This window comes from Halotolerantifilum yawarlongkerapense (genome assembly GCF_054506745.1).
Genome location: NZ_CP199719.1, coordinates 3,030,916 through 3,054,170 on the forward strand (window position 1 = coordinate 3,030,916; position 23,255 = coordinate 3,054,170).

Annotated in this window: 24 protein-coding genes; 13 read left to right on the forward strand and 11 right to left on the reverse strand. The window is 55.7% G+C overall.

The window, feature by feature from the left end; translation table 11 throughout:
- Positions 1–108: 108 nt before the first annotated feature.
- Both ACULM0_RS14760 and ACULM0_RS14765 read right to left on the reverse strand, forming a co-directional pair.
- Positions 109–246 (reverse strand): hypothetical protein, encoded by a 138-nt coding sequence (locus tag ACULM0_RS14760; RefSeq protein ID WP_463678296.1) that lies wholly within the window; start codon positions 244–246, stop codon positions 109–111.
- Between the two features lie 227 nt (positions 247–473).
- Positions 474–2,561, reverse strand: coding sequence for a glycosyltransferase (locus ACULM0_RS14765; protein WP_463678297.1), 2,088 nt, complete (start codon positions 2,559–2,561; stop codon positions 474–476).
- 197 nt (positions 2,562–2,758) lie between these two features.
- Between ACULM0_RS14765 and ACULM0_RS14770 the strand changes: the two genes are divergently transcribed.
- Positions 2,759–3,037 (forward strand): hypothetical protein, encoded by a 279-nt coding sequence (locus ACULM0_RS14770; protein ID WP_463678298.1) that lies wholly within the window; start codon positions 2,759–2,761, stop codon positions 3,035–3,037.
- Positions 3,038–3,299: 262 nt separating this feature from the next.
- Here the strand turns inward: ACULM0_RS14770 and ACULM0_RS14775 are convergent, their stop codons facing one another.
- Positions 3,300–4,625, reverse strand: a complete 1,326-nt coding sequence (locus tag ACULM0_RS14775; protein ID WP_463678299.1) for an acetyl-CoA hydrolase/transferase family protein — start codon at positions 4,623–4,625, stop codon at positions 3,300–3,302.
- A complete protein-coding gene (locus tag ACULM0_RS14780; RefSeq protein WP_463678300.1) occupies positions 4,615–5,661 on the reverse strand; it encodes a 3-oxoacyl-ACP synthase in 1,047 nt (348 codons plus the stop codon). Before ACULM0_RS14780 ends, ACULM0_RS14775 begins: the two co-directional genes overlap by 11 nt.
- 202 nt (positions 5,662–5,863) lie before the next feature.
- Here ACULM0_RS14780 and ACULM0_RS14785 point away from each other — a divergent pair, with 202 nt between their 5' ends.
- Positions 5,864–7,276 (forward strand): sigma-54 interaction domain-containing protein, encoded by a 1,413-nt coding sequence (locus ACULM0_RS14785; RefSeq protein ID WP_463678301.1) that lies wholly within the window; start codon positions 5,864–5,866, stop codon positions 7,274–7,276.
- A 31-nt stretch (positions 7,277–7,307) separates the two neighbouring features.
- Here the strand turns inward: ACULM0_RS14785 and ACULM0_RS14790 are convergent, their stop codons facing one another.
- The 4 genes from ACULM0_RS14790 to ACULM0_RS14805 all read right to left on the reverse strand — a co-directional run bounded on the left by ACULM0_RS14790 (position 7,308) and on the right by ACULM0_RS14805 (position 11,137).
- Positions 7,308–7,916, reverse strand: a complete 609-nt coding sequence (locus ACULM0_RS14790) for a flavodoxin family protein (protein ID WP_463678302.1) — start codon at positions 7,914–7,916, stop codon at positions 7,308–7,310.
- A gap of 22 nt (positions 7,917–7,938) precedes the next feature.
- Positions 7,939–9,453: a sodium:solute symporter family transporter gene (locus ACULM0_RS14795; RefSeq protein ID WP_463678303.1), complete on the reverse strand. Its 1,515-nt coding sequence runs from the start codon at positions 9,451–9,453 to the stop codon at positions 7,939–7,941.
- A 1-nt stretch (position 9,454) separates the two neighbouring features.
- Entirely contained in the window at positions 9,455–9,907 is a 453-nt protein-coding gene (locus ACULM0_RS14800; RefSeq protein ID WP_463678304.1) for a hypothetical protein, read from the reverse strand.
- Positions 9,908–10,141: 234 nt separating this feature from the next.
- Positions 10,142–11,137 (reverse strand): ABC transporter substrate-binding protein, encoded by a 996-nt coding sequence (locus tag ACULM0_RS14805; RefSeq protein WP_463678305.1) that lies wholly within the window; start codon positions 11,135–11,137, stop codon positions 10,142–10,144.
- A gap of 170 nt (positions 11,138–11,307) precedes the next feature.
- On the opposite strand from ACULM0_RS14805, the gene ACULM0_RS14810 reads away from it, so the two are divergent.
- The 3 genes from ACULM0_RS14810 to ACULM0_RS14820 are packed head-to-tail and all read left to right on the forward strand — an operon-like array spanning position 11,308 to position 14,191.
- Positions 11,308–12,324 carry a FecCD family ABC transporter permease gene (locus tag ACULM0_RS14810; RefSeq protein ID WP_463678306.1) on the forward strand — a complete coding sequence of 339 codons (1,017 nt, stop codon included), beginning with the start codon at positions 11,308–11,310 and terminating at the stop codon, positions 12,322–12,324.
- Entirely contained in the window at positions 12,321–13,373 is a 1,053-nt protein-coding gene (locus tag ACULM0_RS14815) for a FecCD family ABC transporter permease (protein ID WP_463678307.1), read from the forward strand. Before ACULM0_RS14810 ends, ACULM0_RS14815 begins: the two co-directional genes overlap by 4 nt.
- Before the next feature lie 11 nt (positions 13,374–13,384).
- Positions 13,385–14,191 (forward strand): ABC transporter ATP-binding protein, encoded by an 807-nt coding sequence (locus ACULM0_RS14820; RefSeq protein ID WP_463678308.1) that lies wholly within the window; start codon positions 13,385–13,387, stop codon positions 14,189–14,191.
- A gap of 88 nt (positions 14,192–14,279) precedes the next feature.
- Here the strand turns inward: ACULM0_RS14820 and ACULM0_RS14825 are convergent, their stop codons facing one another.
- Both ACULM0_RS14825 and ACULM0_RS14830 read right to left on the reverse strand, forming a co-directional pair.
- Complete coding sequence (locus ACULM0_RS14825) at positions 14,280–14,963, reverse strand: YjjG family noncanonical pyrimidine nucleotidase (RefSeq protein WP_463678309.1); 684 nt, start codon at positions 14,961–14,963, stop codon at positions 14,280–14,282.
- A gap of 205 nt (positions 14,964–15,168) precedes the next feature.
- Entirely contained in the window at positions 15,169–15,438 is a 270-nt protein-coding gene (locus ACULM0_RS14830) for a hypothetical protein (protein WP_463678310.1), read from the reverse strand.
- 269 nt (positions 15,439–15,707) lie between these two features.
- Here ACULM0_RS14830 and ACULM0_RS14835 point away from each other — a divergent pair, with 269 nt between their 5' ends.
- Positions 15,708–16,919, forward strand: a complete 1,212-nt coding sequence (locus tag ACULM0_RS14835) for a GGDEF domain-containing protein (protein ID WP_463678311.1) — start codon at positions 15,708–15,710, stop codon at positions 16,917–16,919.
- Positions 16,906–17,358 carry a GNAT family N-acetyltransferase gene (locus tag ACULM0_RS14840; RefSeq protein ID WP_463678312.1) on the forward strand — a complete coding sequence of 151 codons (453 nt, stop codon included), beginning with the start codon at positions 16,906–16,908 and terminating at the stop codon, positions 17,356–17,358. The genes ACULM0_RS14835 and ACULM0_RS14840 overlap by 14 nt, the downstream gene beginning before the upstream one ends.
- Before the next feature lie 41 nt (positions 17,359–17,399).
- Here the strand turns inward: ACULM0_RS14840 and ACULM0_RS14845 are convergent, their stop codons facing one another.
- The gene (locus ACULM0_RS14845; RefSeq protein ID WP_463678313.1) at positions 17,400–18,179 is read right to left on the reverse strand and encodes an EFR1 family ferrodoxin; all 780 of its coding nucleotides are present in this window, start codon (positions 18,177–18,179) and stop codon (positions 17,400–17,402) included.
- A gap of 70 nt (positions 18,180–18,249) precedes the next feature.
- On the opposite strand from ACULM0_RS14845, the gene ACULM0_RS14850 reads away from it, so the two are divergent.
- The 6 genes from ACULM0_RS14850 to ACULM0_RS14875 all read left to right on the forward strand — a co-directional run bounded on the left by ACULM0_RS14850 (position 18,250) and on the right by ACULM0_RS14875 (position 23,163).
- Positions 18,250–18,669, forward strand: coding sequence for a GNAT family N-acetyltransferase (locus ACULM0_RS14850; RefSeq protein ID WP_463678314.1), 420 nt, complete (start codon positions 18,250–18,252; stop codon positions 18,667–18,669).
- 3 nt (positions 18,670–18,672) lie between these two features.
- On the forward strand, positions 18,673–19,161 hold the full coding sequence (locus ACULM0_RS14855; protein ID WP_463678315.1) for an acyl-CoA thioesterase: 489 nt from the start codon (positions 18,673–18,675) through the stop codon (positions 19,159–19,161).
- A gap of 94 nt (positions 19,162–19,255) precedes the next feature.
- Positions 19,256–19,936, forward strand: coding sequence for a FadR/GntR family transcriptional regulator (locus tag ACULM0_RS14860; RefSeq protein ID WP_463678316.1), 681 nt, complete (start codon positions 19,256–19,258; stop codon positions 19,934–19,936).
- A 181-nt stretch (positions 19,937–20,117) separates the two neighbouring features.
- Positions 20,118–21,569: an FAD-dependent oxidoreductase gene (locus ACULM0_RS14865; RefSeq protein WP_463678317.1), complete on the forward strand. Its 1,452-nt coding sequence runs from the start codon at positions 20,118–20,120 to the stop codon at positions 21,567–21,569.
- A complete protein-coding gene (locus ACULM0_RS14870; protein WP_463678318.1) occupies positions 21,566–22,804 on the forward strand; it encodes an NAD(P)/FAD-dependent oxidoreductase in 1,239 nt (412 codons plus the stop codon). The genes ACULM0_RS14865 and ACULM0_RS14870 overlap by 4 nt, the downstream gene beginning before the upstream one ends.
- The gene (locus ACULM0_RS14875) at positions 22,801–23,163 is read left to right on the forward strand and encodes a DUF1667 domain-containing protein (RefSeq protein WP_463678319.1); all 363 of its coding nucleotides are present in this window, start codon (positions 22,801–22,803) and stop codon (positions 23,161–23,163) included. Before ACULM0_RS14870 ends, ACULM0_RS14875 begins: the two co-directional genes overlap by 4 nt.
- The last annotated feature ends 92 nt before the right edge of the window (positions 23,164–23,255 follow it).

Genomic DNA, 23,255 nt, shown 5'->3' on the forward strand with positions numbered 1-23,255 from the left:
GAGAATGAAATTGCTTAGAAGGGGAAAAATATTGGGCATCCTTGGTCGCAATCTGGTCAAAGGGTCACACAAAAGGCGCACCCCACAGGTACGCCATTTTTTTGAGGCTTATGATTTTCGATTCCTGCGTTCCTCGTGGATATGTGCCTTCCACGCCGCCCAGTCCATCCATTTGCCGGGACGGGACAGGGCGATCCCGTAGAAAGCCACCAGCAAGACAAGAACAATCCACAAAAGCGTAGACATAGGTGTGTGCTCCTTTCCATTGATCGCTCGATTTTCTCAGGGACCAGTATACGCCCAAAACACTTCGCCATCAATGGATGAGCGCTCGGTTTAAGGTGAAATCGGAAACTGATTTTCATGTGCAAAAAATCATGACGAGAAGAACACCCCGATGACCGCATAAGCAGTGATCGGGGTGTTAGCAGTACCTTTATCCACGGGCCTGACCGATGATGGGTTGGTTCGGTTCAACCGGTTTGTTCCGTGTGTTCCTGTTCCACTTCCAACTGGGAACTGATGGAACGGCGAAGGGGGTGTGCGGCTTCTTCAGGTCGCCACCGCAGTTGAAAGCGAGCGAAGAGTTTGAAGAGGATTTCCCCGAAACTGTCCATCTCCGGATCGATCCTCGTATGCCTGACGTAGCGGTTGTTTAGATCGAACCGATAGCGATTGATCTTTGCATAGGCTTCAAATCCCACGGGGGAGAAAGCAACCCCCATGAGATAAGTATCGGTGTCCATTTCCACGCGTTTGACCGTCCCGCGGACGATCCCGATGGTATCGATGGAAAGCGTCAGGGGCGCACCGACCTCGAAGGTAAAGTGCGGGCAGTGGGACTTGATCTGGATGCGCGCACCCTTTTCCGAGATGTCGAGGACGCGACCACAACTATCGCAGTTTTCGTGATGCGCACAGCTTCGAATCAGGGCGCTAGCCTTGAGATCCGTCGGGATGCGCTCGGACTTTCTGAAACGACGGCGGTCGAGGTAGAGGAAGATGGAGATGAAGATCGCCAGGCCGTTGTAGGCGCACCAGATCAGGTTGATGACCAGGGCGGGAACGTTGAGTCCACCCGATGACGTACCGAGAAGCGTGATATTCCCGATCAGGGCGACGAGGCTCAACGTGAACAGGATCAGGTGGATCGAGGCGAGGCGCGTCCTGAAAAGGTCCTTCTCACTGGAAAGGCCCTTGGGGGTCACGTGGAATTTCGTTTCTTTCTTAAAGAAAAATTCCGAAAGGAAGGAGAGGGCCATCTGGGGTGCAATCGCTGTATCGTAGATGTGACTCCAGGTCATGTTTCGGCCGCGATCGGACACCGATCGGAAGTAGAGGGAACTAGAGAGAAAGTAGGGGAGGAACATCAGGGCGATATCGAAGCCATGGGCCTCAAAAACCGTCAACCTCAGGAGCAGGTACAAAAGTGGCGCAAGGATATAAACCATCTTCTGGAGCCCGAAGAGCCAGTAGACAAAGCCGTCCAGGTAGATGAGCTTTTGGTAAAGATCCAGGCCCTTCATCTTGAAAGGATTGTACTTCTTGATAACCTGGATATTGCCCCGGAGCCACCGGTCGCGCTGTTTGATCAGGTCCTCGACACCCTCCACGCTCAGGCCGACGGCCAAGGTATCGGCAACGAAGAAGCTCTTGTAACCCCCATTTTGTAGGAGCATACCGGTAGCCATGTCCTCGGTGATCGCCCCCGTGGGAATCCCACCGATGGCATCGAGGGCCGATCGGCGGAAGAGGGCATTGGTACCTACGTGGAGGACCGCATTGTAGAGGGCGCGCTTCTGCTCGATCGTGCGCATGAAAAAGTCCTGCTCATTGGGGATCGATGCACCCACATTGAGATTGTACTGGAAGGGATCGAGGTTGTAAAAAACCTGTGGGGACTGGACGAAACCCGTGCTGGGATCTTCAAAGTAGAAGACCATCGAGCGGACGATATCCTCACGGGGAATCATATCGGCATCGAGCATCAGGATGAGATCGCCCGTAGCCCCTTTTAAAACATTGTTGATATTGCCTGCCTTGGCGTGGTCATTGTCGTCTCGCGTTATGTAGTGCACGCCGTACCGTTCGCAGAGGTGCATGACCTCCTGGCGTCGGCCGTCGTCGCCGAGGTAGATCGTGAGCAGTTCCTGTGGATAATCGATCTCCCTGCAGCTGACCAGGGTACGCTCGAGGATCTCCAAGGGTTCGTTGTAGGTAGAGATGATCACATCAACGGTGGGGAGCCCTTCAAAGGGGGCGCTGCGTTCGATCGACAGGCTTCTTTGGCTGGAGAAGAGCAGTTTGAAAAGCAGGGACTGTCCAATGGCCAGGGTTTCAAAAATGACCAAGAGGAGTCCAAAGACAAAACCTGCTGATGTGACCGGAGGAAGGGTGGAGGTGATGCGCCAGACCAGGTAGATCATGGCGTAGACGGATCCCACGATCCCGAGGAGTCGCAGGGCACGTGCGCTTTTTCTCGACCGCCAGTAGACGATTCCCAGCAAAGCGAGGGCAAGAGTGAATAGAATCAATTTATGAGTGGGTGTGAAGATGGGCATAGGGACTTTTGCTCCTTTCTATTTGGATAACCTTTTTATTATACACTGTATTCGAAAAAGGCTCAATCCAGAACCGTTGACACGAAGAAAAAGAATGCAGTTTTCGCGTTTCGTCCCTGTGTAGACGGGGTGTTTCGGGGTAAGAGGTAAATGCGATGATAAACGGGCCTCTTGAGCTGTATGAAGGAGGTTTTGGAATGAGAAAAGTTTTGAGTTTCAGCCTGGTGTTGGTCCTTCTGTTGTCCTTTTCAGCCCTGAGTTTTGCAGGTGGTATGCCCGCAGCCCACGAACTGAGCGGGCGTGAGTTCGGTGCCGCTGTGTCCTCATTGGAGCCAGGGGCCATCGCAGACCACGTGAGCATGGGCCGTGGCATGGGGATGCCTGCTTTGCACGGGGTAAGCGGACGCGAATTTGGAGGGGCCGTCAGTGCTCTCCCGCCCGGTGCCGTGGCAGATCACATTCAGTCTTTCAAGTAAGTTATCCGCTCGAGTCATCTATCCCAACATATGAACGATCGATGCGACGATCTGGTTCCCGGGAATTCTTCGGGAGCCAGTTTTTTCACGTCATCCTAGGGTCGAAAAAGGCACCGCTTCTTCCGCTTCACAAAATCGGCGCAAGGAAGCTGCCGCATTCCTGCGTGCAGAGCAGTCAGGACCCAAAGAAACACCCCCAGCTCGTGTGGAGAGCCGGGGGCGGAGTAGGTGGTCTTTTGGTTTGTAAAGAGCGTTCTTTGGATCAGAAGTAGTGGAGAGCTTCTTTCTTTCGGATCAGTTCTTCCCGGAAATCGGGATGCGCGATTTCAATGAGCGCATCTGCGCGCTCTCCCACGGTCTTACCGCGCAGATGGGCCACCCCGTACTCTGTCACGACGTAGTCCACGTCGTTTCTGGAGAGGGAGACGACGGCCCCTTCCTTGAGGGTGGGCACGATCTTGGAGACTAGCTTTCTCCTACCATCGGCCTGTTTCACTTGGGCCGTGGCGTAGAGGGCGATAAAGGACTTGCCTTCCGCTGAAATCTGGGCCCCGATGGCCGTATCCGCCTGTCCGCCGGTCCCGGAGAACTGGCGGTGGCCCAGGCTCTCGGAACAGCACTGGCCCGTCAGGTCTACTTCGATGGTCGTGTTAATCGAGACCATCTTCCGGTTCATCCCGATGACATGGGGGTCATTCGTCCAGGTCCCTGGCATAAAGATCACCGAGGGGTTGTCGTTCAGATACTCATAGAGTCTTTCCGTGCCCAGAGCGAAAGTACAGACCGTCCGCCCTGGGTAGAGGGTTTTCTGCTTGTTCGTAACGGTCCCGTCCATAAGGAGGTCCACCATACCGTCGGTGAACATCTCCGTGTGGATCCCGAGGTCGCTCTTCCCTTTGAGCGCCTCGGCCACGGCATTGGGGATGCCCCCGATGCCGAGCTGGATGGTCGATCCGTCTTCGATCAATGAAGCGATGTGCTTGCCGATCTCTCGGTCGCGATCCGAAGGTTCTGCAATCGGAAGCGCCGGGACCGGACGATCCGTTTCGATCAATGCGTCGATTTCCGAGATATGCACCTGGTTGTCCCCAAAGGTTCTGGGGAAGTTCGGGTTCACCTCGACAAGGACAGTCACCTCTCCTGAGCGGATGAGCTGCTGTTCGTAGGTGTTCCCGATGGACAGGCTCAGGTAGCCGTGGGCATCCATGGGGGCACAGGTTGTCAGGAGCACCTTACGGCGGTCGCCGAGCGTGGAGAGCCTTTTGTCCAGGGCACGGTGCAGGTGCTGGGGCTGAAAGGCGATGTGTCCCTTCGCGTGCACCTTGCGCAGGGCGCCGGTGTAGAACCAACTGGTAACCTTCACGGTGTCCACGAGGTCTGGATCTTGAAAGATTGGGTAGTTGCCCATGGGCAGGGTATTGGTAAGCAGGCAGTCGCGCACACCGCGCTCCTTCAGTAGGTGGAGATGGGAGACGATCTCGATGGGCTCGCTACCGCCCAGACCGCAAACGAGAAAATCGCCGCTCTCGATACGCGAGAGGAGACCGTCCATATCCGTTTTCTTTTCTCTGTAAAGCTTATCGTGCATGGTCGGACCCTCCCCAGCGGACGAGCGTGCTACCGAAAGCATAGCCGGTGCCAGCGCCCACCAGTGCACAGATGTCGCCATCCTTGATTTGACCGCGCGCCAGACCGTGGGCCAGGGCGATCCATTGATCCGCATGACCGCAGTGGCCCTCATCACGGAGGTATACCGCGTTTTCTTCGGCAACGTTCAGGGCCTGCAGAATCAGGCGGTGGGCCTTGGGGTTGATGTGGGTGATGCCCACGAAATCCGGGGGTGTGTCGATCCCCGAACGCTCGAGCGATTGTTCCACCGCTTGTACGAAGTTGGGCAGGGACCGCTCACCGAGACGCTTCTTCATACCCTCTGGATCGGGTAGGTGGAGGAGCTTGGCCCGTCGGAGCGCCTCCGGATCTGCAGCGACCTCTTCATCGATCGGATGAAGGGTGCCACCGTACTTACCGATCACATCATCACAGAAGACATGATCCGTCAGGATGGCCGTTTCCAGAATTTCGTTCTCGGGATGATTCCGATCAACGAGCACTGCCATCCCGGCGGGGGACATGTCGAACATAAAGGACTGGTTGGGGTCCTGGTAGTCCACCAGATAGGCGTTGGTGTTGCCACCGCAGATGAGCACCCGGTCCAGCTGCTTATCGGATCGCATCATGTCCTTCGCCATCTTGAGGGCCAGCGGGGTGGCCGCGCAGCGGAAGCCCAGGTCGAAGGCAAAGGCACGGTCGGCACCGAGCTCGTTCTGCACCTTGATGCCTGCTGTCCAGCAGACGTACTCGCAGTAGGTTTCCCCTGCGTACAGGATCATGTCGATGCTGTTCGGATCGATAGCCAGGCGCTCGAGCAGAGCTTTCGATGCCTTGGTGGCCATGGTGGCCGCGTGGTCCTCCTCGCCGCCCACGAACTTCTCGTTGATCCCCATCTTGTTCCTGAGAATATCCGCAGGGATATTGACCAGGGTAGACAGGTCTTCGGCAGTAATCTTCTCCTTCGGCAGGTAGGTTTCAAAACCCACGATCCCCACGCGAAAATCATTCTTCATATGCATCCTCCTTTTTTTGTGTGTTCATCCCTATAGAGAGCAAAAGGCCTGCCAACTTTTTCTCCCATAAGTAGGGGGTTTATCAGGGTTTTGGCGTGTCAGTGCAACAAGACGTGCGTCACGTGTCACATATTTGTGACATGGGAAAACGCTTCTACCGATGTTATAATGAACAAAAGAACCTGAAAAGGAAGTGAGACGCATGCCTGGAGCACCCGTGGACCCGATTGAATTCTTATTGGACGAGCTACCCCCCTCCCTCTTCAACGACCTGTCGCTGCCGATCAATTTTGTAGACGAGCAATCTCGTATCGTCGTCATGAACCAGGCCTTTTTAGATTTTCTCAAGGTGAAACTGGACAAGGTCGTGGGTACCAAACTCATGGACATCGACAACTCCACCCGCTTTCCCATCGTGATCGAGACGGGGATCCCCGAAATTGCCAAGCCCCACCGTTTTTGCTCCGGTGTGGAGGCCACCGTGGACCGCATACCGATTTTCGATGGCGATCGGGTGATCGGTGCCGTGGGAATGATTGTGGTCGACGCATCGAGAGAGGACACCATCGATGCACAGGTGCGCAATTCGATCCTCAACAAGATTCGCCCCCACCGTCGTGTACCCAGCGGCCGGTTGCCGGAATCCCTGCGTGCGGTCTACACCTTCGATGACATCATGACCAAGTCCTCGTTGCTCAAGCACTTCAAGTCCCGAGCGGAGTCCTTCGCCCGCACCCATCTGCCCGTGCTGATCACGGGGGAAAGTGGGGTGGGTAAAGAGCTTTTTGCCCATGCCATCCACACTGCCAGCGACCGATGCGACAGACCCTTTGTGAGCATCAACTGCGCTGCGATTCCAGATACGCTGCTTGAATCGGAACTCTTCGGCTATGAAGCGGGTTCTTTCACAGGAGCTAATAAAGAAGGGAAGAAGGGGAAGTTTGAGATTGCCGATGGGGGGACCATTTTCCTCGATGAGATCGGGGACTTGCCACCCATGATGCAGTCGAAGCTATTGAGAGTGCTTCAGGAGAATCAGATCGAGAAGATCGGCAGTAGCCAGTCGCGGCGCGTGGATGTGCGGATCATCGCGGCGACCAATCACGATTTGCTCGATAAGATCGCAGAAAAAGCCTTCCGGGGTGACCTTTACTATCGCCTCAATGTGTTGAACTTAAACATCCCTTCACTGAAGGAGCGCCAGGAGGATATCCCGCTGCTGATCGATCATTTCCGTTTGTCCTATTACCACGAGAGCGGGACCTACCGCGTCTTTCATCCCGAGGCACTGCAGATGATGCACGGCTACCACTGGCCCGGCAACATCCGCGAGCTGAAGAACATCGTGTACCGATCCATGGTCATCGCCCAGGAGGAAACGATCACATCCGATCTATTGCCCGATACAATCCGGGAATCGCAGTTCCGACGTTACACGGAAAGCTACGACCCCACGGATCTGGCCATCAAGGGATCACTGAACGCCATCATGAAGGAAATCGAGTTACAGATCATAGAGGATACGCTAAAGGCCTGCGACCACAACAAGACGAAGGCCGCTGAACTACTGGGCATCCAACGGATGACCCTCTACCGCAAACTGAAAAGAGACTGATCATCCGAGAAGGATGATCAGTCTCTTTTCTTCATTCGCTCAACTTCGTGAGCAGGTAGTCCAGGTTCTCGGACAGATGGGCCGTGATGCTGTGGCCCTCCTCATCCTCGGCGGCATCCTTGGCACCACCGGTGCCAGCCGTACCCACGTTCCAGTAGTTGGATCCCACGGTGATCAGATCGTTCACCGAGCCCCAGAGGTAGAGCTGGGCCAGGGCGAAGGTCTGCCCGGTCTTGCGCGCCACGGTCAGCGGTGCGAAGAGTTTCTTTGAAAAGGTCATCTCGCCCCAGTCGTACTTGCTGTCACCTGAGGCCAGCTCATTTTTCATCCACCGTGCGGAGAATCCAGCGCGATCGAGCAGAGCCTTGAGCTTGGGGGTCATGGAACCGTTGTAAACGGGTGTGCCCACCACCAGGGCATCGGCTTCGACCATGGCGTCAAATATCTCCTGAAAGTCATCGTCCACCACACAACGCTTCGCCTCGACACAGCTGTAGCAACCGGTACAACCCTCGATGCGCTTGTCTTTGAGGTGAATGAACTGCGTCGTATGTCCACGACCGGCGAGGTCGTTGAGCACACGCTGCACATAGTAGTTCGTGTTGCCCTCCCTGGGGCTACCCGATAGGCCTAGAATCATATTTTCAGCTCCTTCTCATTCTTTATAGATCGAAAATGGCATCGACCTTGGCGTTGATTGCCCCATCCTTCGACCCGCTGGTGAAGAGGGAGACCGTTACGGTGACAACGATGGCAAGGGTGATGATGTTGACGTACCAGGGGAGTCCGCCGGGCCATGAGAAACCGTTGAGATCAAGAATCAGCGAGAGAATGTTCCCGATGAAGGCTACGATCAATCCGGTGAACACGCCCTGTGAACTGGCACCACGCCACAGGAGACCGATGATAAAGACGGGGAAGGTGGCGCTCATCAGGGTCCCCCATCCAAAAGTACCGAGGATGGCCACGGCCTCACCGCTGAACAGTGCGAAGAAAATCGATAGGATCCCAATGATGAAGGTCATCACACGGGAGACGCGAATCTGCTTCGTACCGCTCATCTGTATGCCGAAGGCACTGGGCAGATCACGCGAAAGGATATTAGCAGAAAGCGTGAGGAACATGCTGGCCGTGGACATGGAGGCGGCCAAGACAGCAGCGTAGACGAAGAGCTGGGCGTAGACGCCCACGTGATCGGCCACGGCGAAGACCGCCGTATCGGCATTGGCCACGGGCGCGATGAGTCCCTTGCCCACCAAGTACATGGCGGCATAGCCCATGGTCACGGCGAAGAAACCGACGACCATGTGACCCAGGGCCGCGTAAAGACCGAGCTTCGGCATGGCGTGTGGATCCTTCAGCGCGTACATCCTTGTCAGCACCTGGGGTTGACCCATGGTACCGATGATCGGGATGATCATCCAGGTCATGGCCACGGCACCGGGTAGGGCGCCCCATCCGTTCATGCTATTGGGCGTGAAGGTCTTGGTCACCTCTCCTGCGCTCACGGTATCCACACTGGAGACCACATCGACTACTGCGGAGAAGCCACCGGTGATGGAAAAGAAGGCGATGATCATCAACAGGCCGGCCAGGAGCATGATGAATCCCTGGAAGGCTTGGGTGAGCACACCACCCACCTCGCCGCTGAGGGAGGTGTAGAGGGTCAGCACGCCAAAGATGATCAAACCGGCGATCAGTGGATCCCATCCCAAGAGGTGACCGAAAAGGGTTGAGACGGCGCTGATCTGAGAAGCCAGGTAGGCGATGGCACCGAGAAAGATAATGGCTGAGCTCGTGGCCTTGATCCCGCGGTGGTTATCAAAGCGGATGTCCGAGATATCACCGAGGCTGGCGATCGGTGCCACCTCGGCCATGGCGCGGATCTTCTTGCCGATGGTCAGGTAGGCCATGGCGAAGGCGCAGGAGGAGAGCATCCACAGGTTCATGGTGTTGCCGAAGGAGTAGACGAGACCGGGTACGCCCACCACGGCAAAGGCACTGGCCACGGCGGCTACGGTGGAGAGACTGATGGTCAGCGGTCCGAAGAGCGCCGTGCCACCGAAGAAAGACTGGCTGTCCGTGGCCTTTCGCTTGGCCATCCATCCGATGAGAAAGGAAATGACCAGCATGGCGAAGGCGAAAAAGAGTATGAGGTATTTCACATTTCCTTGCATATCAGACGGCCTCCTCTTGGCGTTCGATTTCTGCGATGCGTTGTTTGAAGTGATCCCATTGGTCGGTGGAGAGCCAGTGGTGGGCGTAGCGGACGAGCCCCAGGGTGAGCGTGAGCACACCGCCGATCCAGTAGAACAAAATGATAAAGGCGAAGGACGGGTGGAATCCGAGGATCGTGAACGAGGGGGCCACACCGGCGAACTGGTTGGCGTAGACCTCCGTCATGATGAAACCGGCGACCCAGAGGACGAACCAACTGAGCAGGGGATAGAGAAAGAGCTTCTTGTGTAAGATCCCGTTTTGGGCGGACCCCATCATCATGTGCACGAGCATCAGCAGGCACCCCAGGATGAGCCCTAGGAACCACTGGCCCCACCAGCCACAAAGTGTGATGGCGATCCACAGTGCCGTCATCAACAGGATGAGCGGTGTTTCTTTTCCTTTGATCTGCATACATAACCTCCTTAGTGGATTGACGAGCAGACGATATCGTCACCCCTTATGAGAGCAAGCGGCGTGCCACTTTTTTCACGGGATTTCGGGTATGGGGCGCATCTTGAGCGTGACAGGATGTGATCGATCGTCACTATTCTGATACGTCTGAATCGAAAAGAAGCAAAAAATGAAAATAGCCACCCGCATGCGCAGGGTGGCTGTTTTCAGGTGTAGGTTCCTTTTGATTTGAGCTTACCGGAGTTCGTCCTGTAGGAAATGCTGGAGATCCTCGAGCATGAGGTTGGCAGCCAAGATGCCACCGGAGGTATTCCAGATGGGATCACTCACTTCGAAGACACGCTCGTTCTCTGAAGCCCCGAGGGTTTGGAAGAGGGGATCGTTCAGCCATTCGTCAGCCTGGCTGAGTCCCTCGCCATCGCCGGTTTCGTAGGTGAAGTAGAAGATCACATCGCCGTCAGCCTCGGCCAAGCGCTCCTTGCCGATCACCTCGGCAAAGCCCTCGACGTTTTGTGAAGCCGGTCGGTTGAATCCGACTTGGTTCAGGATCACGCCGGAGAAGCTGTCGAGCTGATAGATCCGCGTGGAACCACCGAGAAAGCGGATCACCGAGACCTCAAGATCGAGACGTTCGCCGGCCATGGCCGACGTTTCAGCGACCTTGGCCTGATAAGCCTCCATGAGCCCTCGCCCTTCCTCCTCGAGATCCAGGACACTGGCGTAGAAGGAGAAATTCTCCTGCCAGTCACCCTTGAGGGTTTCGGAAAAGACGGTGGGAGCAATCATGCTCAGCTGGTCGTAGACAGCTTCTTGTCTCAGCTTGTTGCCGATGATCAAATCCGGCTCAAGGGCCGCGATGGCCTCGATGTTCACTTGGGATTCCGTGCCCACATCCGCGGTCTCTTCCATGCGGTCTTCAATGTGATCATACCAAGGATCACCGATCCAAGACCGAACGGCACCCACGGGGGTGACGCCCAGAGCCAAGAGGGCCTCTGTCCCTTCGTTGGTCAGGATCACCACGCGGTTCACGTCGTCTTCGATGGTGGTCTCGCCCATGGCATGGGTCACGATCCGGGGGTCATCGGGTGTTTCGGACACGGGTTCTGTTGTCGTTGCTGGGTCGGCCTCAGTAGGTTCTCCAGCATCGGCAGCCGGTGCTTCCGCTGGTGCGCAGGCCACGAGGACCAGGGAGAAGAGTAGTAAAAAAGCTAGGATTGTTTTTTTCATGGGATAGCCTCCTGTGATCATTATTCTCATAACACGTCGAAATCTAGATTAGCATAGCTTGGTGCTAATTGCAATAGATTATCATTTGCTAATGAGAATCATTATTGACACATTGAGCCCCTAACGATAAGATGAATACTGAACGGAAAAGTAAAACGAAGGAGCCATCCATGGAATCACACACAGAAAAAGACCATCGCAACCGAAAACGCCGGAAGATCTTGGTGCTCTTGACCGCACTCGTCGTCCTATTACTTTTTGCCAGCATTCTATTGGGCTTCGCTAAAACGGGTCCTCGCACCCTCTGGTATGCTTATACTGCCTTTGATGGTTCGATGGACCACCTGATCCTGAGGACGACGCGTGTGCCGAGGGCCCTGATCGCGATGTCGGTAGGGGCGAGCCTCGGTGTCTCTGGTCTGCTCATGCAGACACTGACGAGAAATCCCATGGCTTCACCGTCACTCTTCGGCGTGAATGCAGGGGCCTCTTTTTTTCTCGTGGCCTTCATGAGCTTTCTCCCGGGCGTCTCGCAACAGCATCTTGTGGCCGCTTCGATGCTCGGGGCTTCGCTCGCGGCGGCAGGGGTTTATCTTTTGGCCGGAGGATTCGGTGGTGATCCGAAACCCGTTCACCTGACCCTGGCGGGTGCGGCCGTGACCTTTCTCTTTCTATCCCTAACCCAGGGGATTCTGGTGGTCGACCAGACCACACTTGAAGAGACTCTCTTTTGGTTATCCGGTGCCATCGAAGGTCGTAAGCTGGAGCACCTGTTGATGGTCCTACCCTTAATGGTCGCGGGGATGACGCTCGCGATCACCATGAGCGATAAACTCAATCTCTTCGCCCTCGGAGAGGAGACGGCCATGGGTCTGGGTTTGAAAGTCCAGCGACTCAAGGCAATCATGGCCCTGGCCACGATCCTCATGGCAGCCGCATCGGTTTCCGTCGCCGGACCCATCGGCCTGATCGGCCTCTTGACCCCCCATCTCGTCCGCCGTTTTTCCACGGCGGACTTCCGGTGGACGATTCCCTATGCGGCGCTCACGGGATCAGCACTACTTTTGGTTTCTGATATCCTGGCGCGCTTTCTCATCTATCCTGCGGAGGCCCCGGTGGGGGCCGTCACGGCTCTTCTCGGTGCACCGCTCTTTCTGCACATCGCGAGGAGGGTGGAGCAAACGTGAGACTAGAACGCAAGACACTGAGAAACGATCTACTGTCGCGCTCTTTGCACATCCCGTCCCTAGGCTGGGTCTTCGTATTCGGTTTACTGGCCTTCGGCAGTCTGCTCCTTTCCCTGGGTATCGGTGAAGTCACCTATGGTCCCCACCAGGTGGTTCGGACCCTAGCGGGCGGGGGGGAGGCCTTTTCGACGCTGGTGATCAAGGGGCTCAGGCTTCCCCGCGTCCTCGGCGGCTTTCTCGTGGGCGCCTCCCTCGGCACATCGGGTTTGATTCTCCAGGGCATCACGAAAAATCCACTGGCATCGCCGGGGGTCCTGGGTATCGTGAACGGCGGGGCAGTGGGCGCACTCACCTTTTTGTACTTTTTCACCGATCCCCGTAGCAACGCCCTTTCTGTTAGTATCCTGTACATGCCGCTGGCCGTCATGGTCGGGGCCTTCCTGATCGCTCTGTTGATCGACCGGTTGACCATGGGAGAAGGGATGACCCCGCTTCGGCTCATCCTTGTGGGTATCGCCCTTTCCGGGGCCGCGCGTGCCGTGGTGACCCTGTTGATCCTCAAGGGTCCAATGGTCTTCGTCGCCCAGTCGAACCTCTGGCTAACGGGTACCCTACACGGGACCAACGCTGCCGATGTTCGCATGCTCCTCGGGTGGTTTTTCTTCTGGTCGATCCCTGCTTTATTCATGATGCGGGAGCTCGACGCCATGGCCTATGACGATGCCTTGAGCACTGGAATCGGTGTGCGCCTAGTCTCCAGAAGACGGCTTCTGCTCCTGATCAGTGTGGCCCTCTCCAGCGGCGCCGTCGCCCTCGGCGGTGGCATTGGTTTCGTGGGACTCTTGGCTCCGCATATCAGCCGTCGGTTGGGTGTCACCGATCACGAGTGGCTTTATCTGCTCACGGTGCCCATCGGTGGAGCCGTGGTAGTCCTCTCCGATCTACTCGCCCGCACCCTCTTCACGCCTTTGGATTTACCCGTGGGCATCTTTACCGCGGCTGTGGGCGCACCCTACTTTATCTATTTACTCTGGAGACAACGCCGTTAGGAGGCCTGCATATGCGCACGGAAAATCTAAAGCTGGGTTATGGGGAGAAGACCATCTTATCTAAGATCAACATGGAGGTACCCGAGGGTCAGATGACCATCCTGATCGGGAGCAACGGCTGCGGAAAATCAACGCTACTCAAGGCTCTCGCGCGCCTTAAGCGACCCATGTCGGGGAGGATTTTGTACGAAGACCGCGATCTCTTCCAAATGGACACGAGAGAGGTTGCCCGGCACCTGAGCATCCTGCCTCAAAACCCCACGGCACCAGAGGATCTGACGGTCTTTGACATCGTGAAGCAGGGGAGGTATCCCCACCAGACCTGGCGGAAGCAATGGTCTGCCCAGGATGAGCGGGCGGTGCGACAGGCCCTCCAGAAGACGGGCATCGAATCGATCGCCCATGAGAAGATGATGCACCTATCGGGCGGTCAGCGCCAGCGGGCTTGGATCGCCATGACCCTTGCCCAGGAGACGGACATGATCTTTCTCGACGAACCGACGAACCATTTGGATATCAAGTATCGTATCGAGATCCTAGACCTGCTCAGGGATCTGAACCGGAAAGAGGGGAGGACCATCCTCATGGTCCTCCACGACATCAATCTGGCCGCTCGCTACGCAGACCATCTGATCGCCCTGCGCGGGGGTGAGATCTTTGCCCAGGGACGACCCGATACGATCATGGATGCCCACCTGATGCGCGAGGTTTTCGATATCCACTCAGCGGTGTTCAGCTGTCCCGTCTTCAATGTGCCTTTCTGCATCCCTTACCAAGACAAGTCCTTAGGAGAGACGAGAACCTCTGAAATCGCTTAAGGCTAGCGAGCAAAAAGAGAAAACGTGCGCCACGCTCCCGTGTTCAGACGGTAAGCGCGGTGCACGTTTTTTTGATGGGCAGGTTTTTCTATAAAACGTCGAGGATCTGCTCTAGCCTCTGGATTTCATAAGTGGGTTTGAGCCCTGTTGTATTTCGCTTTCCCTCGGGATTGTACCAGCAGGTGTCGATGCCCGCATTGATGCCACCCTGGATATCGGAGGTCAGGCTATCGCCGACCATGAGGACCCTATCGGGAGTAGCATTGTCCATCTGACGGAGCAGGATTTTGAAGATCTCGGGATCGGGCTTGGCCACACCCACTTCCTCCGAGATTATGAAGGCCTCGATGTGGTGGGCGATGATCGACTGTTTGACGCGTACCTCCTGCACGTGCGTGAGACCGTTGGTCAGGATGGCCAGGCGGTGGCTTTTCGATAGCTTCTCGAGGAGCGGTGCGCTTTCCTCGTACAGGATCGAAGCCTTGGAGAGATTCTTCATGTACCGTCTACCGAAGGCCTCGGGGTCCTCGGCCACATCGATCTGGTCCAAAAACTGTCGGAAGCGCTCGACCTTCAGGTGATCCTGGTCGATCTCGCCGCGTTCAAAGGCCGCCCAGAGCGCCTCGTTGATCTCCTTGTAGAGGGCCAGGTATTGATCGGCATCGCCAAAGATCCCGTGATCCGCCAGGGTCTTCTCAAAGGCGGTTTCCTCGGAAGCCTGAAAATCGAAGAGGGTGTCGTCGGCATCGAAAAAGATAATATCATAGGGCATCTCGTATCCTCCGTTCATAAGACCATTGCTGTATTCTCATGTTATGTAAGTATAGGTTGCTCTCTTCTAACATTATAACACCAAAAAACAAGAAGGCCCCACTCTTCTTCAAAAGAGTAGGGTCTTCAGTATAGTCTGTAGAAGTTTTCAAGATCCGTTTGGTTGTCATCGGTGTAACCGAATGCCATCATATATGCCATTGCAATTAGTTGGACCATTGTGTACCCCGCTTCCATGTACCGTTGGGTAGGTGGTTCTCATTTTTCTCGCTCTGCGTGATCACCAGTCGACCGAGGTCTGTATCCACCTTGATGTAAGGCTTCTTGACCGATCTGCGTAGTTGCGAGGCTTCTTCGATCTGGTACTTGGTGGGGTTCATGTTCAGATCGTCGATGTCGATGCCCCTGACTTTAGCGCTCGTCATGTAGTTGAATTCAGGAACCGTCATGCTTAAGAAATCTCCTAATGTTCTCATTGGTTTTCTCTCCTTTCATTTTCTGTTTTGTCTTTCTGATGTGAGTATAACACGATGTACAGGTGAAATCTTGATGATAACGTTGTCCGTATTAGGAAAACAATACCCGTTTTCCCGCACCTTTTTCCTTGGAAGCTACCGAAAAAGAAAATGGATGCTAGTTTCAATCGCCAATGATTTGCAACCTTTTCTGGGTTTTTCTTCAATAATGGGTACATATATATTTAGACTGTGCTATGAGACCTATGGATGATGAGGAGCGCACCCACATGAGAGAAAGGATACGCCAAATCTTACAAACGAATCGTGAGGCAGGTTTCACTCGAGCCTGTCTGGATCATAACCTGCGGGCCCTGCTGCTCGTCACGGCTTTCCTCGCGGTAGAGCAGCTTCTCTACGGCCTTTTCGTCCAGCGGCCCAACACGACAATAGGGCGTGTCCACCTAATGACCGCGAGCGTATCCGCTGTTTTTGCGATGTCAGCTCATCACATCAAAAGACGGATAGAGACAGGGGCCACCGTGAAAGGAGGCTACACGTTACTTCCCACCGCGATCGGCCTATTCTTCTTTGTGGTGGCCATCTTAAGGGCGGTGTACGTACCCGATAGTGCCTTTGCCATCCCGGCGATCTACGTCGCCGTGATCTACGGTTTTGCCTTTATCGCCTTCATCCCACCGAAACAGTCACTTCTTCTTTACGGGAGCACTCTCCTGCTTTTTTTCGGTTTTCTCAATAGCCATGGGGTTCATTGGACACATGAGACCCTCGTGGCCGATCTGGTGGCGAACAACCTCTTGGCCTGGTTGGCCTCGATCCTGGCCTACCGTCGTTTCGAGCGGGAGTACGAGGGACGCAAGGTGGTGGCCGATGCCAACCGCGAGCTCTTGCGCCTATCGACGACCGATATGCTCACGACCCTGAACAACCGAAGGAAATTAGACGCCCACCTGGCCTCCTTCCATGAGGTCGCCGAGCACGGAAATCAGTACTACGCGGTGATCTTGGCCGATATCGATCATTTCAAGCGCGTCAACGATCGCTACGGACACCATAAGGGGGATGAGGTTCTCAAGGAAGTGGCGGCGATCATCCGGACCCATATCCGGAAGAAGGACATCGTGGGCCGGTGGGGAGGAGAGGAGTTCTTGATCCTGTGCTCCGACACCGGTGCCATCGAAGCTGCCGCCGTCGCCGAGAAGCTCCGCAAGCTCATCGAAGTCCACGCCTTTTCCATCCCGGAAAAGATGACCTGTAGCTTTGGAATCAGCACCTATCAGCGGGGGTCCTTTGCAAAAGACGTCGTAAAGTGGGCAGATGAAGCGCTTTACCAGAGCAAGTCCGATGGTAGGAACCGGGTGACGCGTCACCCGGAAACAGAGTTGTCCCTACGGCAAAAACGGGAGTTCAGACTGAATGACATGACCAAGGGAGCCAGAGAAATCTTGGGAAGGGAGAGGGTAGCACATGATGATCTTTGAGAAGGTACCTTTTTCAAAAGTTGAGCTGATCAAGAATCTGTGGGAGAAAAACCGCGCCTACCACGAGCGAGTCGATCCGCATTTTGGTCCCCTCTACCGAGACTTGATCTTCGAGGACCGGATGCGCCCGCTTGAGGACTTGGCTGATGATTGCGTGCTATTGACTGTAGCGCTAGAGGAAGAAAACGTTGTGGCCTACTGTCTGTCCACACGTTCGAATCAGTCGGCCGAACTGGTCTCCATGCACGTGGAAGCAGATCGCAGGGGACGAGGCATCGGCAAAGCGCTCCTTCGGGTCCATCTCGCATGGATGAGAGACCACGGGTGCGAGCACATCGGTGTCACGGTGGCCCATGGGAATCCCGAGACGATCGCGTTTTACAAGTCCGTGGGTTTTCTTCCGAACACCCTGTCGATGATGCAGCCGATTAACAAATGAGCGCAATAGAAAACCCGGATCGCTAGGATCCGGGTAGCTTTCTATCTGAGGGTCGTATGGTCGGGATGCACATAGCGGCCTTTGTTCTTGGTTTTCTTGCCGTATTGAATCGCCCGGACGGGACAGTGGTGGATGCAGGCCAGGCACTGGGTGCAGTGGTTTCCCCAGACCGGCCGTCCTTCCATTAAAGTGATGTTGGCCGTGGGACATACCCTCGCGCAGAGCCCACAGGAGGTGCAGGTTTCCTCGACAGTAAAGGGATTGGCATTTTTTCCCCATCGGTTGAAGAAGGGATAGATGGCCCCGGTCAGCAGGAAGGGGACAGGACCCCTGACCACATCGAAAAGTTCGCTCGCGTCTTTTCTCAGTAGATCGACGATCTTTTCGACGCGCTTCTCCGAGGCCGCGAGCATTCTTTCTGTTGTGTTCCTGTCGTCAACATCGCCGATGATGATATAGTTGTTGGGCATGACGATGGACCAACCGCTATTAAGGTTCAGGTCCTTGCCCCCCAGGGCCTTTCGAAGGACCGCTAGGGTGTTGCCGATGTTGGCACCGCAAGTGACGACGGCATAGACGTAGGGATTCAGATGGCCATCGAGCACCAGACGATTGATGAAGTCCAGCACGATCTGCGGGGGTCCCCAGGAGTGGACGGGGAAGACGAAGCCGAGCTTTTCACCCGGCGCCAGGGAGAGGGACACCGGCCCCTCTCCACGGAGCAGCTCCTTGGCTATGGCAATCACTTTGTCATCTTGAGCATGGCCGAGCCTATGGGCGACATGGGCTGAGTTGCCCGTCCCCGAGAAATAGCAGATCATGTGCGTTCCCCTTTCCGAATGTTCTTTTCAAATCCTTATGAGTTTATTATACAATGAAAGGAGAGAAGCCGTGGATATTCTTCTCTACAATCAAAGTCGCGATGAAGACGTGGTCATGGACATGATCGCACGAGAAGGCAGGGGATGGTCCTGCTACACGGAAGGCGATAATGCCCGTAAGTACCGTTTGTTGCTCAAGCGCTCTATGACCTACGTGGCCTACGAAGGGGATAGTCTGTGCGGATACGTGCGTTCGCTAGAGGATAAGGGCTTCAATATCTACGTATGCGATTTGCTCGTGGACCGAGCTTTTCGCGGCCGATCGATCGGTCGGGCGCTCATGGCACATATGTACAAAGAGGAGCCAGGCATGACCATCTATGTGATGTCGGATGAGAATCCCTACTATGATCAACTGGGCTACACCCGGGTCGGATCGGTCTATGAAGTGGACCGACCTGCACCCGTGGCGCCTGTATCGGAGGAGTAGCATATGGAAAAGACGAAAACCGTCAGCGAATCGAGGAGCAGCATCAGTCATCTCATGGAACCCGGTCAGGCCAACATCGCCGGTAACGTGCACGGTGGAGAGATCATGAAGCTCATGGACAACACGGCCGGCATCGTGGCCCGGCGCCACGCCCGAAGTAGCGTGGTCACGGCGCGCGTCGACCAGCTCGAGTTTCACCTGCCCATCCACATCGGCGATCTCGTTACCTGCGAGGGTCAGATCACCTTCGCGGGCAAGCACTCCATGGAGATCCTGGTCAGGGTACTGGTGGATGATTTCGAGGAGGGAAGCGAAACGCGTCTCGCCCTGACCTCCTATTTCACCATGGTGGCCCTGGGTGCAGAGGGCCGCCCCGCGGCCGTACCCGCCCTCGAGGTGAAAACGAAAGAGGAGAAGAAACTCTACCATGAGGCGGAAGAACGCTACCTGGCCTACAAGGAAAAGAGAAGGAGCGCGAGCCCTTCGCGTTGACAGTCACCGGAGGCTTCTCTACTATATATAGAGTAAGAAAGAAAAACCCAGAGCCAAGGCAAAGCAAAGAACACGAAGAAGCGAGGAGACCGCTATGAAGCAGAAAACCCTAGGTGAAAAAGCATCTGTCGACCTGATGGCGCTCATCAATAGAGAAGGCTATGAAATTGGAGATCAGCTACCCAACGAGTACGCACTCTCTGAAGAGCTGGGGGTCAGCCGGAACACAGTGCGCGAAGCCATCCGCATGCTGGCCTCCAGGAACATCGTGACCATCAGGCAGGGTGCCGGCACTTTTATTTCGGAAAAGCGGGGACTGGTGGATGATCCGCTGGGCTTCTCCCTCATGCACGACCAGCGTAAGCTCGTGGAAGACCTCATGCAGGTCCGGTCGATCATCGAGCCCACCATCGCCGGTCTGGCGGCAGAATACGCCACAGAAGATCAGCTGGAGGAACTCGAAAGGCTGGGCAATGAGATTGAGGCGCTGATCCACGAGGGAAAGGACTTCTCCACCCAGGATCGTGATTTTCACGCCCAGCTCGCCCAGTGCAGTGGGAACCTGGTGATGATCAACCTGATTCCCGTCATCTGCCAGGGTGTCACCACCTTTTCGGAGAACGTCAAAACCCAGGAGTACGAGCAGACCATCAAGTCCCACCGGCGGATCATTGAGGCCGTCAAAAGGGGACGGGTCAACGATGCCCATCAAGCCATGACTTACCACCTGCTTCACAATATCGAACGTTTCAGGGATGAAATCGAAACCGACTGATGCCCGCTACTGGAGAAATCCAGTTGCGGGCTTTTGTTTTTCTTATACATAGGATGAATATAGCTTATCTATATGTTTTTTGAGCGTTATTATTGAATTTTTATCATAATCATGCTAAAATCAGGCTAAATCATAGGATGTATTTGCGTGCGATTTGCACCTCGAACGGAGGAGGAGAAGGATGGAGAAAGTCTATGACGTCTTGATCGTGGGCGGGGGAGTCGTCGGTAGCGCCGTGGCCCGTGAACTATCCAGGTACGAGCTCGAGATCGGTGTGCTCGAGAAGAATCCAGATGTGTGCCTGGAGATGAGCGGGCGAAACTCCGCGGTCATCCACGGGGGCTTTGCTTACGATATCGGTACCAACAAGGCGGCCTGTTGTGTAGAGGGATGCCTAGAGTTCGAACGGGTGGCCGAAGAACTCGATGTGCCTTTTGACAGAACGGGGAAAGTACTGGTGGGCAATACCGATGCAGACAGAGAGAGCCTACTGAAGACCTTGGAGACGGGTCGCATCAATGGGGCCCAGGGACTGGAGATCATTGAGAAAAAGCGGCTGAAGGAGTTGGTGCCCGCCGTCGAAGGTACTTTTGCCATGTACTCGCCTATGAGCGGTATTGTAGACCCCTTCACCTACACCATCGCCCTGGCTGAAAATGCCGTGATGAACGGGGTGAGTTACCATCTCGAGACAGAGGTCACGGCCATCGAGCGAGAGGAAGAGGCTCTATACGAACTGAGTACTTCCAAGGGAACCTACCGAACGCGCTGGGTGATCAATTGCGCCGGTCTCGGTGCCGTCGCCATCTCCGACATGCTCGGGATCAAGGGATACCGCATGGGGGCCACCCGAGGGCACTATATCGTCCTCGACAAGAGGGTCGGACACTTGCTACCCATGCCCGTCTATCCCGTACCGAGCAACACCTATATGGGCATCCACGTGACGCCGACGGTAGATGGGAACGTCACCGTGGGACCGGATGCCGACAAGGTAACGGCCCTCGATGACTACGGGATCGAGCAGCGCAACATCGATTATCTGGCCGCGGATGCCTTGACCCTCTGGCCACACATCCACAGGCGCGATTATATTCGCAACTACGCCGGCATCCAACCAACCTGGCTCGATGGGGAGGGTGTGGTCAAGGATTTTGTCATCGAGGCGAGGCAAGAAGCGCCGAACACCATCAACCTGGTGGGGATCGAATCACCGGGTCTTACCTCGGCGCTACCTGTAGCCAGGCGAGCGGTGAAGCTGCTCGTTGAACGAGAAAAGCCGACGATAAAGACAGATTTCAACCCCAGGCGGAAGGGTGCACTGCGGTTTTCTGAACAGTCGGATGAGGAAAAAGCCCGCCTCATCGCCGGGGACCCCGACTACGGTGAGATCGTCTGCCGCTGCGAGGGGGTCACCCGCGCCGAAATTCTTCGGGCCATCCGCAATCCACTTGGCGTGAAGAGCATGATCGGGATCAAGTATCGGACACGATCGATGATGGGCCGGTGCCAAGGTGGTTACTGCCAGATGCGAGTGGCCGACATGCTAGAAGAAGAGCACCAGATGAAGGAAACAGAGATCCTGTATCATCGTGGGGGTTCGCATGTGTTCACAGGGAAGGTGAGGGGATGAACATTCTAAACAAACAAGTGGTGATCATCGGCGGTGGGCCCGCAGGCCTCGCGGCTGCCGTGGCCCTCCACGATCAAGGCGTGAGAGACCTGTTGGTTATCGAAAGGGAGGAGACGCTCGGCGGCATCCTCCGCCAGTGCATTCACGATGGCTTCGGTCTCACGCGCTTTGGTGAGTCGCTCAGCGGTCCGGAGTACGCCGACCGATTTATCGATCAAGTGAGGGAGAAGAGAATTCCCTACCTTACCGGGGCAATGGTGACGGAGCTGACACCCGATCGGGTGGTCAAAGTGGTATCGAGAGAAGGGTGGATGACCTTTCGGGCCGAGGCCATCGTTCTGGCCATGGGCTGTCGGGAGCGGACGAGAGGAGCTCTGGGCATACCGGGCGAGCGGCCTGCTGGGGTCTTCACCGCTGGAACCGCCCAGTCCTATCTGAACCTGCACAACAAGCAGGTGGGCGAGCGGGTACTGATCCTCGGGTCCGGTGACATCGGCCTGATCATGGCCCGTCGTCTGACGCTAGAGGGAGCCGATGTGATCGGTGTCCACGAGATCCTACCCCATCCCAGCGGCCTCGAGCGCAATGTTGAACAATGCTTGAAAGACTATAATATCCCCCTTCATCTCTCCAGTACCGTGACCAAAATCCATGGGAGCAGGCGGTTGGAGGGTGTGACCTTATCGCAGGTAGATAAGGATCGACGGCCGATCGCGGGCACCGATGCCTACGTGTCCTGTGATGCATTGGTCCTTTCCGTGGGGCTGATCCCGGAGAACGAGCTCTCCCGGATGGCCGGGGTTCTCCTGGACCCCATCACAGGTGGTGCACGTGTAGATGATTGTTACCGTACCTCGGTCGACGGAATTTTTGCGGCCGGGAACGCCCTGCACGTTCACGACCTGGTGGACTTCGTTTCCCTCGAGGCCGAGCGGATGGCCTCGAGCCTGGTAGGTTATTTGGATGGAAAGAGACGCTCGATGCATGAGATACCAGTAACTGCCGGTAAAGGGATCGCCTATGTCCTTCCCCAGAAGGTAAATAAAAACCGCCCCTTCACCTTATCACTCAGGGTGAAGGAACCCTTGGAAGAGGCCACCCTGACGGTTAAACAGGGAAGCCGGATCCTGCTCGCCCAAATCTTTTCTCAACTGCTACCGGCAGAGATGCTCCAGTTGGATGTCATGGCGGAGGAAGCGCCGGGGCAAGACCCCCTGGAGGTGATGGTCTCGTGAACCGATCCTACACGTGTATCCTTTGTCCCAACGGTTGTCGTTTGCAGGCGACCCTTGAGGATCATCAACTGCAGGCCTTGACAGGCGCCCGCTGCGATAAGGGGCGCACCTATGTCGAACAGGAGCTGGTCAACCCGCATAGGCAGATCGCATCGTCTGTCCTGGTTGAGGGTGGCACTTTTCCGCTGGCCAGCGTCCGGCTGACCCGTCCGATCCCCCGCGATCGTATCTTCGATGTCATGGCCGAAGTCAAGAAGATCCGCTTGCATGCACCGGTCCAATCGGGAGAGACCATCTCTCTCGATGTGCCGGATCTGTCCGTAGGCTTGATCGTCACACGATCCGTTGCACGCAAATAATGCCATGAAGAGCCCGAGGCACCCACCGATCCCGACTAGGATCCAAGGTGTGCACCGGGCTCTTTTTGCTATTGGAAAAAATCCTTGGGAAG